Annotated in this window: 13 protein-coding genes; 8 read left to right on the top strand and 5 right to left on the bottom strand. The window is 59.2% G+C overall.

Features of this window, described 5'->3' with window-relative positions:
* Positions 1-42: 42 nt before the first annotated feature.
* Complete coding sequence (yfbV, locus tag G5179_RS13305) at positions 43-483, bottom strand: terminus macrodomain insulation protein YfbV (RefSeq protein WP_268843996.1); 441 nt, start codon at positions 481-483, stop codon at positions 43-45.
* A gap of 304 nt (positions 484-787) precedes the next feature.
* Between yfbV and G5179_RS13300 the strand changes: the two genes are divergently transcribed.
* From G5179_RS13300 to G5179_RS13280, 5 genes are all read left to right on the top strand, one after another.
* A complete protein-coding gene (locus tag G5179_RS13300; RefSeq protein ID WP_040065015.1) occupies positions 788-1990 on the top strand; it encodes an acetate kinase in 1203 nt (400 codons plus the stop codon).
* Positions 1991-2044: 54 nt separating this feature from the next.
* Positions 2045-4225: a phosphate acetyltransferase gene (pta, locus tag G5179_RS13295; protein WP_005339119.1), complete on the top strand. Its 2181-nt coding sequence runs from the start codon at positions 2045-2047 to the stop codon at positions 4223-4225.
* 380 nt (positions 4226-4605) lie between these two features.
* Positions 4606-4926 carry a ComEA family DNA-binding protein gene (locus tag G5179_RS13290; protein WP_021231962.1) on the top strand — a complete coding sequence of 107 codons (321 nt, stop codon included), beginning with the start codon at positions 4606-4608 and terminating at the stop codon, positions 4924-4926.
* Between the two features lie 96 nt (positions 4927-5022).
* A complete protein-coding gene (gene galU, locus G5179_RS13285) occupies positions 5023-5934 on the top strand; it encodes a UTP--glucose-1-phosphate uridylyltransferase GalU (RefSeq protein WP_227341976.1) in 912 nt (303 codons plus the stop codon).
* A gap of 213 nt (positions 5935-6147) precedes the next feature.
* The gene (locus tag G5179_RS13280; RefSeq protein WP_227341975.1) at positions 6148-7545 is read left to right on the top strand and encodes a peptide MFS transporter; all 1398 of its coding nucleotides are present in this window, start codon (positions 6148-6150) and stop codon (positions 7543-7545) included.
* Positions 7546-7619: 74 nt separating this feature from the next.
* Here the strand turns inward: G5179_RS13280 and G5179_RS13275 are convergent, their stop codons facing one another.
* On the bottom strand, positions 7620-8591 hold the full coding sequence (locus G5179_RS13275; protein ID WP_421206036.1) for a response regulator: 972 nt from the start codon (positions 8589-8591) through the stop codon (positions 7620-7622).
* Between the two features lie 289 nt (positions 8592-8880).
* Between G5179_RS13275 and G5179_RS13270 the strand changes: the two genes are divergently transcribed.
* The 3 genes from G5179_RS13270 to G5179_RS13260 all read left to right on the top strand — a co-directional run bounded on the left by G5179_RS13270 (position 8881) and on the right by G5179_RS13260 (position 11274).
* Positions 8881-9579 carry a DnaT-like ssDNA-binding domain-containing protein gene (locus tag G5179_RS13270; RefSeq protein WP_139399048.1) on the top strand — a complete coding sequence of 233 codons (699 nt, stop codon included), beginning with the start codon at positions 8881-8883 and terminating at the stop codon, positions 9577-9579.
* Between the two features lie 71 nt (positions 9580-9650).
* Entirely contained in the window at positions 9651-10505 is an 855-nt protein-coding gene (locus tag G5179_RS13265) for a DnaA ATPase domain-containing protein (RefSeq protein ID WP_019445022.1), read from the top strand.
* Positions 10506-10638: 133 nt separating this feature from the next.
* Complete coding sequence (locus G5179_RS13260; RefSeq protein ID WP_216952908.1) at positions 10639-11274, top strand: SDR family oxidoreductase; 636 nt, start codon at positions 10639-10641, stop codon at positions 11272-11274.
* Positions 11275-11384: 110 nt separating this feature from the next.
* Here the strand turns inward: G5179_RS13260 and G5179_RS13255 are convergent, their stop codons facing one another.
* From G5179_RS13255 to G5179_RS13245, 3 genes are read right to left on the bottom strand one after another with little or no spacing between them, the layout of a single operon-like run.
* The gene (locus tag G5179_RS13255; RefSeq protein ID WP_216952907.1) at positions 11385-12581 is read right to left on the bottom strand and encodes an ABC transporter permease; all 1197 of its coding nucleotides are present in this window, start codon (positions 12579-12581) and stop codon (positions 11385-11387) included.
* Complete coding sequence (locus G5179_RS13250) at positions 12581-13735, bottom strand: ABC transporter permease (protein WP_421258526.1); 1155 nt, start codon at positions 13733-13735, stop codon at positions 12581-12583. Before G5179_RS13250 ends, G5179_RS13255 begins: the two co-directional genes overlap by 1 nt.
* Complete coding sequence (locus G5179_RS13245) at positions 13735-14739, bottom strand: HlyD family secretion protein (RefSeq protein ID WP_201994583.1); 1005 nt, start codon at positions 14737-14739, stop codon at positions 13735-13737. The genes G5179_RS13250 and G5179_RS13245 overlap by 1 nt, the downstream gene beginning before the upstream one ends.
* Positions 14740-14805 lie beyond the last annotated feature (66 nt).

Here is a 14805-nt window from a genome sequence, read left to right as displayed (position 1 = left end):
ACAAAAAAGGCGCCACTGGCGCCTTTTTGCATCTGAAACGGGTTATTCGTAGAGAAAGGATTTATCGAGCTGCTGGAAGGCGGCCTTGAGGGTATCGGCCAGCTCTTCATAGCGCGGCTGGGAAACCAACTGGCGGCGGCCACCCTGCTCGTTCATCTTGCCGTTGATCTCCCGATACCAGCTCGCCAGCGAAGGGGGCAAGCGGGTATCGGCACGCTGGCCGAGCCAGTAGTAACCCTGCAGCGGCAAGCTGAGCAGAAACAGCACGGAGGTGATAACGGAAGGCCAGTAGTGCTGCTCGCCAAACTGGAACTGCAGCATCAAGCTCAACACCGCCAACGCGGGGATCACCTTGAGGGCGAACTCGGTCGCCTTGATCACCCGATTTTCAGGAAACATCGAATTGAGCTCGGGACGGCGCGGCCAAAGCGTCATATAATGGCGGCCTTGCTGTAACTTAGTTCCAAAAATGTTCATGCTCATACTACCTCCGAGCGCTTTTTGAACGTACTAACGGCAAAACCTCGACAAAATTTGATGCAAAGTAACAAAGGTTGAGGATGACTTTGTTATTTTTCAACAATCGGGTTATCCTTTGTACGCCCATTTTTGCGTCAAAAGCTTCTTGCTATTGACCTGTCAGGGACGTCTGGATTTCGGGTCTTGTATCACTATACAAGGGGCAAGCAACAGATTGCCAACCCTCATAAGGATAAGTTGAAAGTTTTTGGCCGCACCGCGTCCAACGCATCCGCCTACACAACCCAATCTGCGATAGGATTTATTCATGAGTAAGCTGGTTCTTGTTCTTAACTGTGGCAGCTCTTCCCTGAAGTTTGCCGTCATTGACGCAACCACCGGTGATGACCTGCTGTCCGGCCTGGCCGAGTGCTTCAACCTCGACGACGCCCGCATCAAGTGGAAACTGAATGGCGAGAAGGGCAGTGCCGATCTGGGTGCGGGTGCCGCTCACCAGGAAGCGCTGGACTTCATCGTCAACAAGATCCTGCCGCTCAATCCGGAACTGTCCAAGAACCTGATCGCCATCGGTCACCGTGTTGTTCACGGCGGCGAGCGCTTCACCTCTTCCGTCGTTATCTGTGACGACGTGATCGCCGGCATCGAAGCCGCCGTTCCGTACGCACCGCTGCACAACCCGGCTCACCTGATCGGTATCCGTGAAGCTCGCCGCGTATTCCCGGCGCTGGCTGACAAGAACGTGGCCGTATTCGATACCGCGTTCCACCAGACCATGCCGGAAGAAGCCTTCCTGTACGCCCTGCCGTACAAGCTCTACAAAGAGAACGGCATCCGTCGCTACGGCGCTCACGGCACCAGCCACTACTATATCAGCCTGGAAGCTGCCAAGCAGCTGAACAAGCCGGTTGAAGAGCTGAACATCATCAACTGCCACCTGGGCAACGGCGGTTCCGTCTGCGCCATCAAGAACGGCAAATCCGTTGATACCTCCATGGGTCTGACCCCGCTGGAAGGCCTGGTGATGGGTACCCGCTCCGGCGATCTGGACCCGGCCATCATCTTCTTCCTGCACGACAAGCTGGGCATGAGCGTGGCCGATATCAACACCATGCTGACCAAAGAGTCCGGCCTGCAGGGTCTGACTGAAGTGACCTCCGACTGCCGTTTTGTTGAAGACAACTACGACAGCAAAGAAGAAGCCAAGCGTGCTATGGACGTTTACTGCTATCGCCTGGCCAAGTACATCGGCGCCTACGCTGCCGCCATGGACGGTCGTCTGGACGCCGTTGTTTTCACCGGTGGTATCGGTGAAAACTCCGCCCCGATCCGTGAAATCACCCTGAACAAGCTGGGTCTGCTGGGCTTTGACGTCGATCACGACGCCAACCTGAAGGCTCGTTTCGGCAAGGGTGGCGAGATCACCAAGGCTGGTTCTACCAAGGCCCTGGTTATCCCGACCAACGAAGAGTGGGTTATCGCCCACGACGCGCTGGAACTGGTCGGCGCTTAATTGACGCAGTAACTCGAGGCCGCCCACAGGGCGGCCTTTTCCTGATCCCAAAAAATGAACAAGGGGTATAAAGTGGCACGCACTATTATGCTTATCCCGGTCGGCACTGGTGTCGGCGTAACTTCCGTGAGTCTGGGCGTTGTTCGCGCCATGGAGCGTCACGGTGTCAATGTCAGCTTCTTCAAACCGGTTGCCCAGCCGCGTCCGGGTGAAACCGGTGCCGAGCGCTCAACCGCCGTTATCCGCGCTGCTGCCAACATCAACCCGCCCGAGCCGTTCACCCTCTCCTACGCCGAGAACATGATCAGCTCCAGCAACACCGACATCCTGCTGGAAGAGATCGTTGCCCGCTTCGAAGAGCACGTGAAATCCAGTGGTGCCGAAGTGCTGGTTGTCGAAGGTATGGTGCCGACCGACAAGCAGCCCTTTGCCAACAAGCTGAACTACGACGTGGCCAAGGCGCTGGACGCTGACATGGTATTCGTGACCCACCCGGGCCATGACTCCAGCCAGAAGCTGAAAGAGCGCATCGAACTGGCCTGCTCCAACTTCGGTGGTGTCAACAACCCCCGTATCGTTGGCTGCGTGATCAACAAGGTTGGCGCGCCGGTTGACGAGCATGGTGTAACCCGTCCAGACCTGACCGAGATGTTCGAAGCCCATCACCACGCTTCTGACGCGGCTCACAACCTGGAAGTACTGCAAGTGTTCGGCAAGAGCCCGCTGCGCATTCTGGGTTGCATCCCCTGGAACACCCAGCTGATCGCCCCGCGCGCCAAGGATCTCGCCAAGCATCTGGCCGCCAAGATCCTGCACAAGGGTGAGCTGGACAGCCGTCGCCTGCAGACCGTGACCTTCTGCGCCCGCTCCATCCACAACATGGTCGAGCACTTCCGTCCGGGCAGCCTGCTGGTGACCTCCGGCGACCGCTCCGACGTCATCGTCTCTGCCTGCCTCTCAGCCATGAACGGCGTCAAGCTGGGCGCCCTGCTGCTGACCGGTAACTATCATCCGGAGCCGCAGGTCATGGCGCTGTGCCAACAGGCTATGGCCACCGGCCTGCCGATCATGATGACCGGTACCAACACCTGGCAGACCGCCGTCAGCCTGCAGAACTTCAACGTCGATATTCCGGAAGATGACCGCGAGCGTATCGAGCTGGTACAGGACTACGTCGCTGGCCACATCGACAAGCACTGGATCGAGTCGCTGACCGTCAGCTCTACCCGTTCCCGTCGCCTGAGCCCGCCGGCGTTCCGTTATCAGCTGACCGAGCTGGCCCGTCAGGCCAACAAGCGTGTCGTGCTGCCGGAAGGCGACGAGCCGCGCACCATCAAGGCTGCCGCCATCTGTGCCGAGCGTGGCATTGCCCGTCCGGTACTGCTGGGTAACCCGGAAGAGATCCGTCGCGTTGCCGAACAGCAGGGTGTGGTACTGACCGATCGCGTCGAGATCATCGATCCCGCCGTTGTGCGCGAGCGCTATGTGCCGCGTCTGGTCGAGCTGCGCAAGAACAAGGGCATGACCGAAGTGGTTGCCCGCGAGCAGCTGGAAGACAACGTGGTACTGGGTACCATGATGCTGGAGCGCAATGAAGTTGACGGCCTGGTATCCGGCGCGGTGCACACCACTGCTAACACCATCCGTCCGCCGATGCAGATCATCAAGACAGCTCCGGGCTCTTCCCTGATCTCCTCCATCTTCTTCATGCTGCTGCCTGACCAGGTGCTGGTCTACGGTGACTGCGCGATCAACCCGGATCCGACTGCCGAGCAGCTGGCCGAGATCGCCATCCAGTCCGCCGACTCTGCTGCCGCGTTCGGTATCGAGCCGCGCGTCGCCATGATCTCCTACTCTACCGGTACCTCTGGCGCCGGTGCCGATGTAGAGAAAGTGCGTGAAGCGACCGAGCTGGCCAAGGCCAAGCGCCCCGACCTCATCATCGACGGCCCGCTGCAGTACGACGCGGCCATCATGGAGAACGTGGCCAAGTCCAAGGCACCGAACTCACCGGTTGCTGGTAAAGCTACCGTGTTCGTCTTCCCTGACCTGAACACTGGTAACACCACTTACAAAGCGGTACAGCGTTCCGCTGACCTGGTCTCCATCGGCCCGATGCTGCAAGGCATGCGCAAGCCGGTCAACGACCTCTCCCGTGGCGCCCTGGTTGACGACATCGTCTACACCATCGCCCTGACCGGTATCCAGGCTGCTCAGGCTGACGAACAAGCCTAATCAGCATCCGCCTGAAAAAACCGATCACAAAGGCTGCTCACCCCAGGTGAGCAGCCTTTTTTATTGGTTCTCTCTTTGAAGACCAGTGAAACATGCCATCCGCACTTTGTTGCGCAGAATAATTCCATCCGGCACCTCCACAACGGTTTGAGCAGAGCATCTCGGAGAAGTTTGCTCGTCAAATCAAAGATGCATCTGAAATACATTCCAGATCATAAGGTTGGCTATACGGCGGCATTCATGGCTAAGCGCTTATAGCAAATCCGCCACCATCGGCATGAGAATTTGACCTGTTAGAAATAGCAGTGAAAAAGACCCGTTCGATACGCTATTTCTCAAACTGCCTACTCGGCAAAATCCAACATCATGGAGGAATGGAAATGCTGATGAAGAAGCTCTCTGCAATCATGCTGTTAGCCTGCTTGCCCCTGTTCAGCCAACCTGTGTTGGCCGCTGATAAAGCAGCGCCGAAGCAAACAACCACAGCCGAGGTCGCCAAGGAAGCCGGCAAGCTGAATATCAATACGGCCACCCTTGCCGAACTCACCAGCCTGAAAGGGATTGGCGACAAGAAGGCACAAGCCATCGTCGACTATCGGGAGAAACAGGGAAAGTTCACCTCGGTCGATCAGCTGGCAGATGTCAATGGAATTGGCCCTGCCACGCTGGAAGCCAACCGTGACATGATCATCGTCAAATAACGTCCGAGCTCTGCATATACGAATGGGGTAGCCTGTGGCTGCCCCATTTTTCTTGGAGTATCATGGCCGCACTTTAATCCCGCTGGATAGTTTTCCATGAAAAAGACTCCTCTGACAGTTCGCAAGGCCGTGCTCCCGGTAGCCGGTCTGGGTACCCGTATGCTGCCAGCCACCAAGGCCATCCCGAAAGAGATGCTGCCGGTGGTCGACAAACCGCTGATCCAGTACGTAGTGCGCGAAGCCATCGCCGCCGGTATCAAAGAGATCGTGCTGGTCACCCACTCGAGCAAGAACTCCATCGAAAACCACTTCGACAAGAGTTTCGAACTGGAAGCGACCCTCGAGAAGCGAGTCAAGCGTCAGCTGCTGGAAGAGGTGCAACAGATCTGCCCGAAAGACGTCACCATTATGCACGTCCGCCAAGGGGAGGCCAAAGGGCTGGGCCACGCGGTCCTCTGTGCCCGCCCGCTGATCGGTGACAACCCCTTCGCCGTGCTGCTGCCTGATGTGCTGATTGATGAAGTGGCCAGCGACCCGAAAAAAGACAACCTGGCCGAGATGGTGCATATGTTCGAAGAGAACCAGATCAGCCAGATCATGGTGGAAGCGGTTCCCGAAAGCGAAGTGGACAAGTACGGCATCGCCGACATCAAGGGCGAGGCCCTGAGCGAGGGGATGTCCCTGCCAATGCAGGCCATTGTCGAGAAGCCGCCCCGTGACGAAGCACCCTCCAATCTGGCGGTGGTGGGTCGTTACGTCCTCTCCTCCAATATCTGGCCGCTGCTGGAGAAGACCCCGGCCGGTGCCGGTGACGAGATCCAGCTGACTGACGCCATCGCCATGCTGATGGAGCAGGAGCAGGTCAACGCCTACTTCATGAAGGGCAAGAGCCACGATTGCGGCAGCAAACTCGGCTATATGAAAGCCAATGTGGAATATGCCGTACGCCATCGTGAGCTGAACGGCGAGTTCATCGGTTGGCTGAAGCAGTTCGTCAAACAGTTGTAATCGCTAAAAAATCTGTTTTTTGTAGAGGTATTCGAGGAGCATCAAATGATGCTCCTTTTTCATTTGCGCAACAAAAAATCAATCAAGAGTAAATAAACTCTCAGCAAATCATAATGTTGTAATTTATTCACGCATGTTCTATAAGGGTTGAGGCGTGTTTCTCGCCCTTGCATAAAAAACTCAAAAAAATATAAGACACAGGTGGAAGTTCCAATGAATAACCCGTCAAAAGGGACCTTTTTAGGTCACCCTAAAGGGCTTTTTTTGCTCTTTAGTACCGAACTGTGGGAGAGATTCTCCTATTACGGCATGCGTGCCGTACTGGTGCTCTATCTGACCGACCTGACTGCCAACGGCGGTCTGGGCTGGAGTCAGGCAGATGCCCTCAAACTCTACGGTATCTATACCGGTCTGGTTTATATCACTCCGCTGATCGGCGGCTGGCTGGCTGACACCTTCCTGGGTCAACGTCGCGCCATCCTGATCGGTGCCGTGCTGATGGCCGCAGGTCAGTTCACTCTGGCACTGCCCCACGCCATGTTCCCGGATATGGTCAACACCATGTTCTACACGGGCCTCGCGTTGCTGATCGTGGGTAACGGCCTGTTCAAACCGAACATCTCCACCATGGTGGGTGACCTCTATGAAGAGGGCGATCACCGCCGTGATGGTGCTTTCACCATCTTCTACATGGGCATCAACCTGGGTTCCCTGCTGGCAGGTGTGATCTGTGGTGCTGCCGCCACCGCCTACGGCTGGCAAGCAGCCTTCGTCGGCGCCGGTATCGGCATGCTGCTCTCTCTGGTGATCCAGGCCACCATGGCCCAACGTTTCCTGGGTGACATCGGTCGTGTCACTGCCGCCCAGCGCGCAGCCGCCCTGCGTACTACCGAGCAGAAAGCACCGCTGACCAAGCAGGAAGTGGATCGCATCAAGGTTATTCTGGTACTGGGTCTGTTCACCATCATCTTCTGGGCCGGCTTCGAGCAGGCCGGTGGTCTGATGAACCTCTACACCCAGGAGTATACCGACCGCATGATCGGCAGCTTCGAAGTGCCGACTGCCTGGTTCCAGTCCCTGAACCCCTTCTTCATCATCACTCTGGCACCGGTCGTTGCGGCCATCTGGATCAAGCTCGGCAAGAAAGAACCGAACTCTCCGGTGAAATTCGCCATGGGTCTGCTGTTCCTGGCTATCGGCTTCCTGTTCATGGTGGGTGCCGTGCTACAGCAGGGTGGTGACAACACCGTCAAGACCTCCATGTTCTGGCTGGTTGGCGCATACCTGTTCCACACCCTGGGCGAGCTCTGCCTCTCCCCGATCGGCCTCTCCATGGTGACCAAACTGGCTCCGCTGCGTCTGGCTTCCCTCATGATGGGTGCCTGGATGGGCTTTATCGCCATCGCCAACTATGCTGCGGGCTTTATCGGCTCCATTGTTGGTGAAGCCGGCCCGATCGCCATCTTCGGTGGCATCGCCCTGGCTGCGGTGCTGAGCGCCCTGTTGCTGCTGACCATGGCTAATCGTCTGGTTTACTGGATGCACGGTGCCGAAGGCCCGGCCAAAGAGCCGCAAGCTCAAGAGAAGAAACTACACTCCGCCACCGTCTAAACGGTCAGGATTGTAGACAACAGACAGGGCGCCCATCGGGCGCCTTGTCTGTTTTGGTCTCTAGTCAAGCAGCCTCAGTGATGACGCACCTGCACATTGAGCGCACTACCGCTGTCGCTGCGAAACTGCAGATCGAATGGTTCATGCCAGCTGCGTTTGTGCAGAGCGTAGTGGCTGTTGCGCATCAGACCAAGCGGTAATCCACCCGAGCGCATCAACCAGTGGGGGGAAGTGAGCCCGGCATTGGCAAATACCAGCCCATCGTGCTGATCAAACAGCAGAGCAGCCATGGCAAAAGCGTGGCGCAACCCGGACTCCATCAACTGATGGTTTAGGTAGTCGAGCAACCGGTGCGGTTGGCTCAGCAAACGGCTCTCGTTCTGCTGAAACTGGCGATAGGGCACGTTCATCAGAGAGCGCACCAGCGCCCCGCAAAATCCTGCATCCGTCCCCATGATGGGCATCTCCATCACCAGCACCAGCAGCTTGTCTTCCACCTTGAAGGTATCGGGAATGAAGAGGTGCCCAAGCCCCTTGAACGTGACCTGCCAGGGGCCCCACTCCTGCAATCCCGGTGGCTTCAGCCCGGCGAGCAAACGGCTGGCAGCCCGATCATGCGCACTGAAGTAATCCATATGCGCCATCAATTCGAGCTGCTGAGCTCGCGTGGAACTCCCATTCAGGCACTGGTCGATACTGCGATCGACCAGTGCGAAGTTCTCGAGGGGCTTGAGCAGGTAGTCCCGAGCACCGGCACGCAAGGCACTGGCGACCGCCTCCATGGAGCTCTGGGCCGAAATGACGATAACCGGAATATGGGGATAGCGCGCAGAGAGACAGGCGATTACCTCGCGGCCATCCATATTGGGCATATTGAGATCGCACAGTACCACGTCGGGATGATAAATCGCTGCAGCTGACAACCCTTCAATTCCATCCTCAGCCTGAAACACCGTTGCCCCGTCCCGCGCGAGGTAACTCACTAACGAATGGCGAAAAACTGCTTCGTCTTCCACCACCAGGATCCGCAGTCCGGGTTTTGGCATGTTGACAAAAACCTTATGAGTCAATTGTTTATTTAAGTAATAAGACTAGTCTAAATCAGCAGAAATGCCGCGTGCCTTGCGTCACAAATAGCCGGATTGGCTAATCTGCATACCAAAATAGTGCAAGCTGCTGGATTATCGACACAATCCCGCTCTCCCTGCTCAACGCTCCGCGGTACGCTCAATTTTCACCACCCGACCATGCAGGGCACTCACTTGCAGTGTGACGAATTGTGCAGGAGAGCACCATAGGGGATAATGCCCCCCACTCCAGCTCGTGAAGAAGACCATGACCCCAGCCGAATACAGTGCCCTTGCCCACCCCAGATTGTCCCATCCGGCTCGCAGCCTCTATACCCTGCAGCTGCGCCGACTGGTGCTGGAAAATCAGGCGGCCCGGCTCAACTATCCCGAGCTGGGTCGGGCACTGGCAGTAGCCGATCCGGGAGATCCCTGCGGCTTTTCGTTTCAGGTCAATGCCCGCCAGCTCACCGAGCTGTTCGATGAACTGATGGAGGCGGGCCTGCTGCAGGTCGAGGCTCAGCCCGAGAGTGAGCACTACCATCAGTGCCCGTTCCAGTTGCCACTGCTGACCCAGAAATTGCGCAGCCCGCTGCCGGAGCGCCCCTTCCAGATGCATCTGCAATGGCGACCGGACGAGGAGCTGCCCGCCCTCGCCCGTCTGTGCGGGGTGATCGATGCCAGCTATAGCGAAGAAGATCTGGGGGAGTTTATCGCCTACTGGCTGGGGCGCCCCGAGGTGTTCGACTCCCAGCATCAATGGATGCTCAAGTTCATTCGCGCCCTCAAGACCCGCCGCTATACCCGTCGCAAACCGATGGAGGTGCAGGGCTACCAGCAGGTGACGCCGGCCCCGGCAGAGTCGGGCCCCAGCAAACGGGCCCAACAGATGATTGAAGAGGCCAAGCGACTGGCCCAACAGCAGACGCAAGAACCCGCAGCGCAGCAGGAGCCGGATAATGATTGATAGCGGCCCCCGCCTGCAGGCAGAATCAACCCCTTGTCTACCCATCCCTGATCGAGCAGAAGGAGCATTCCATGACTGACCCGCAAGATCCCCTGCGCCAGGAGCTGGAAGAGATCGAAGCCAAGCGCCAGAAGATCGCCAAGGCCAAGCAGGATCACCGCATTCACGACCCGGAATTGAGCCGCCATGTGGGTGGCCTGCTGGAGCGCATTCGTCGCCTGCAACAAGAGACCGGTGGCGGCCAGTATGACTACGAGACCCTGCGCAAGGAGTACGACGCCAAGGCCAACGCCGAGGTGCGCGAGCTGCAGAAGGCGGCCCGTCAGGAGCGGATCCAGAAGCTGATCGCCCAAGCCGACCTCAACCCCGACTGGGTATTTGACAAGATGGATGCCACAGATCCGGCGCTGCAATACCCCATCGAAACCGCCCGTTACTTTATCAGCGGTTTCGAGCACTGGGAGAAGAGCGGTGGCGGCTGCATGCTGATCTACGGCGACTACGGCACCGGCAAGTCGACCCTGGCGGGAGCGGTAGCGCATGAGCTGATCGCCCGTCACCAGAAATCGGTGATCTTCCAGCAGTGGGCCTCCATCGTCGATCGACTGTTCTTCAACGTGATCCCCGATCAGGACGAGCGCAACCAGTACCGCCGCGCGCTGGAAGAGGTGGACCTGCTGATCATCGATGAGGTATCGGCCAACCGCGCCAAAATGGCGGAGAGCCAGTCCAGCTTCCTCGGCCACCTGCTGCGCCGCCGTCGCAACCTGTCAAAGAGCGTCATCATCATCACCAACCACACACCACAGACCCTGCATCAGGCGATCGGTGATTTCAGCTATGAGGCGATCAAGGCGTTCAATCCGGTGGATATCCACCTGAGCGGCCCCAGCCGTCGCCCCAGCATCGGCAACTACAACGGCTGATGCCTCTCAAAGAGTGCGAGTCGCTGACGGCTCGCACCTTCTCCTCCTTGCTGACTCACAAATAGAAACAACTCTCATTTACAGCAGACGAACAAGCCACTAGGCTAACCCCTTTTGCCAAGGGAACTCAGCTATGCCAACCACACTGATTTTCGGAGCCAGCCGCGGGCTGGGCCGCGCCTTTACTCACCACGCCCTGAGCCAGGGTCACCGGGTCGTTGCGCTGGTACGCAGCCCCGAGATGGCCACCGAACTGAGTGCGCTGGGAGTTGAGGTGATCGAAGGGGATGCGCTGGAGCCGGCTGCGGTGCAGCAGGCATGTGCCCGGGCGGGGTTAGATGCACAGGTCGTATCTACACTGGGCAGCTTCCGTCAGGCCGCGCCGGTGGACTATCAGGGCAACCGTCATGTGATCGATGCCATGGAGCAGGCAGGCCTGAAACGGCTGCTGCTGGTCACCTCCCTCGGCTGTGGCGACAGCTGGCAGTATCTGCCGGAGCGGGCACGCGCCGCCTTCGGTCACGAGGTACGTCTCAAGAGTCTGGCGGAGAGCTGGCTGCAGACCAGCGCCCTCGCATGGATCATTCTGCGCCCGGCGGGCCTTCAGGATGGCGACGCCACCGGCCGTGCCGAGCTGAGTCAGGGCAAGGAGGTACACGGACTGGTACGCCGCGCCGATGTGGCCGCCCAAGGGCTGCGTCTGCTGGCGGATGAGACTGCTGTGGGGCAGATCTACGCCATCGGGGATCCCACGCTCCAGCGTGGCTAAAGCAGCAGTAAAACCGCTTAACCCCACCACATAACAAAACGGTCAGCCCAAGGGCTGACCGTTTTCACTTTACCGCACACGCTATCTCACGCGCGCTTGCCCTATCCCGTTTAACCGGCGGTCGTTTCACCCTGCACGACTGACGGGCGAGCAACCGGCAACGACTGCTGCCGCCAGCGCAGCAACAGGCACGCCAGCACGCCGTAGAGCAGCGCCAGTCCCCACAGCTGCCACCAGTAACGGGAGACCTGCGCGAAGTCGGCCCCCATCTGGTTAAGGCGCAGAAAACCCTCAATGGCTGGGATAGTGGGCACCCACTGAGCCAGCCAGTTGAGGGGGGCCGGGATCAGCTCCAGTGGCCAGATAAAGCCCGCCAGAAAGACCAGCGGCAGGGAGGAGATCAGCACCACCTGAGTAGGCAGATCACGCCGGGTAAAGAGGGCACCCAACACAATCCCGAACCAACATGTGGCCAGCAGGAACGGCAGGGCAAACAGCCAAAGCTGCACCGGATCTGCATGACGAGCGATATTGTAGTGATCGAAGCAGAAGCCGAGGAAGTAGCTCACCGGCAGCAGGAACAACCCCGCCAGCACCAAGGTTCTGGCCAGCAGCAGCGGCAACACCGGCGCGCTTTGCCAGTAACCATGCTCGCCGCGACAACTGCGCTGGTTCTGGGTCGCCCCCAGGATCCCCGCCCCCATCAGCAACACCTGATGGAGGATCAGCACGAACACCGCCGGCACCACGTAGTTCACATAACCCATGGTGGGGTTGAACACCGGCACCACGTTGAGGGCCACCGCATTCCAGCCCATGGCCGCTTGTGGCAGCGCCTCGCCGTGGCTCAGCAGCCGCGCCACCTTCACCTGCGCGGCGAGAGTGCCACCGGCCTGCGCCAGTCCTTCGGCAATGGTGCCGTAGACCAGAAAGTAGGAGGCATCACCGGCATAGCTCAGGGTGACGCTCTTGCCCAGCATCAGGTCCCGATAGAAGTGGTTGGGGATGTGCAGGATCCCGCTCGCCTCCCCGGCCATCATCAGCTGGCGCGCCTCGGCCAGCGAATTGGCCCGCGCAACCAGCTTCACCTGCGGCGTGGCATCGGCCATAAACTCCAGCTGACGCGACAGCTGACTGCCATCGTCGTTGACCACCACTACTGCCTCTTCCCGCGGCAGCTGATGCAGATAGGGCTGGGGATAGAGAAACGAGTAGAAGATCACCCCGCCAAACAGGGTCAGCATGATGGCGCGATCCGCCAGCAGGGTGCGCAGCTCTAGGCGCAACAGATCGACAAATCCCAGCATCACTCAGGCTCCTTTTCGGCGCTCGCCACTGCGGCTGATTGACGGGCCAGCTCGGCCTGCTGCTTGTAACGACGTACCACCAGCAGTAAGGGAAGCAGAAACAGCAGCAGCGCCCCAAGTTGCGGCAACGCCGATGCGAGAGGCAGACCGTAGTTGCTCTGACCAATTTGCAGCTCCACATAGTGAGAGACCGGCAACAGGCTGCGCCAGAAGCGGGCGAAATCCCCCATGGCGCTCACCGGAAAGGTGACCCCCATAAAGGCGAAACCGGGCGCAGTGTAAGCCCCCGCCAGCGACAGGGCGCGCGCCGGATCCCGAATGATGCCGTAGAAAAAGGCCCCCATGGTGACGCAGGCCGCCGAGGCGAGCCCCAGACCCACCACCAGCACCAGCCAGCTGCCGTGCATGGGGTAGGAGAAGCCCTTGAACAGCAGCAGTGTCCAGACAATTCCCCACCCCCAGCCAATCAGCATGTGGGGCAGCAGGGTGCGCCAGAGACCAAACCAGACACCGCGAGTAGTCCAGTCCAGCCCCAGCCGATCGGTACGGGCCAGCGCATTGAGGCCGAACAGCACCACCAGGATCTGCCATACCGCGGGCAGAATGGCGCTCAGCAGAAATTGGGCATAGCTGGAGTTGAGGTTATAGAGCGCAGTCACCTGACTGCTGATGGGCACCGACTGCCCGAGAGCGCCGGGCAGCGCCTTGCCATCGGCCATCGCCTCCAGCACGCCGACCTGACCGTTAAGGGTGCCTACCACCTGCGCCAGCGCCGAGTTGACCAGCTTGGCGATCAGGATGAACTGGCCGTTGTTGAACACCGTCACCTGCGGTTGGATACCCTGGCGGGCATCCCGCTCCAAATGGTTGGGGATCACCACCAGCGCATAGATATCGCCACCGCGCAGGGCTCGGGCACCGGCATCGATGGTGTCAAACTGTTGCGCCACCTTGAGCCCGGCCGAGCCATCCAGCGAGAAAGCGAGCTGGCGCGAGAGCACGCTGTGGTCGAGATCCACCAGCCCTACCTTGAGGTCGCGGGCCAGCCCTGCCGAGAAGATCCAGCAGAGGATCCCCATCAGCAGCAGCGGCACCCAGCTCATCAGGGCACGGCTGAACGGATCCTGCCACAGCAGCCGAAATTCACGTCCCATCAGAGTTCAACCAGCACACTCATGCCAACCCGCAACCCCTCAACCGGTTGCAGCGGGCGAGCCTCCACCTGGAAGCTCTTCATATCGAAGCCCTGACGGGTATCGGTGGCACGCCAGGTGGCGAAATCCCCCATCACGGCCACATGGGTCACCTTGAAGCGCACGGTCTGATCGCCAAGGCCCGGGATGCGGGCATCAAACTCGGTACCGACCGGGAAGCGGGGCAGCAGATCCTCGCGAACGTGGAACTGGGCCCAGGCATCGCTCATGTCGAGCAGGGTCACCACCGGGAAGCCTTGAGGCGCCAGCTCGCCGCTACGCAGCAGTACCTGACTCACTTCACCATTGTGGGGGCTGGTGATGCGGGTGTCGGCCAGATAGGCCTCAACCTCGGCAACAGAACCCGCCGCCATCTTGGCCTTCTCGCGAGCGGCGATCTTGGTCTCTTCCCGCGCCCCTTCCAACGCCATCTGGTACTGTTGCCACGCCATCCCTTCGCTGTAGCGTGCAGCTTGCCACGCGGTCCAGGCCTCATCACGTTTTTGCAGCGGCATTACGCCGTCGCGATGCAGACTGGCCACCCGCTCATAGGTCTTGCCACGCAGCTGGGCGGCAGCCTTGGCTTTTTGCCACTGATCCTTGGCGGCAGCGATCTGTTGGGCTCTGGCCCCTTTCTCTGCCTCTTGCGCCAGCGCCCCCGCAGCAGCTTCACCGGCCTTGGCCTGGCTCAGCTTGGCTTCGATCTCGGGGCTCGCCAGGGTAAAGACCAGTTGATCCTTGGCCAGCTGATCGCCCTTTTTCACCAGCACCTCGTCGATGCGACCCGGCACCTTGGAGGAGACCGAATACTGCTGTGCCTCAATCTGCCCTTGCAGATGCACCGGCTCGGGTTGATAGGCGAGCCAGAAGCGCCAGCCGAGCCAGACCACCAGGATCACCAGCACCAGCGGCAACAACAGCGGTTTACCCTGGCTCATCTTCTTTTTGATGGGGGGATGGCTCATCACTTCACCTCGACAAACGGGCGACCCTTGGCGGTCGAAACAGAGATAGAAAAAGGCACGAATCGG

This window comes from Aeromonas sp. 600886 (assembly GCF_049174935.1).
GTDB classification, from domain to species: Bacteria; Pseudomonadota; Gammaproteobacteria; order Enterobacterales; family Aeromonadaceae; genus Aeromonas; species Aeromonas veronii_A.
The sequence above is the reverse complement of the archived record's forward strand: the minus strand, read 5'-3'. Positions and strand labels throughout refer to the sequence as shown.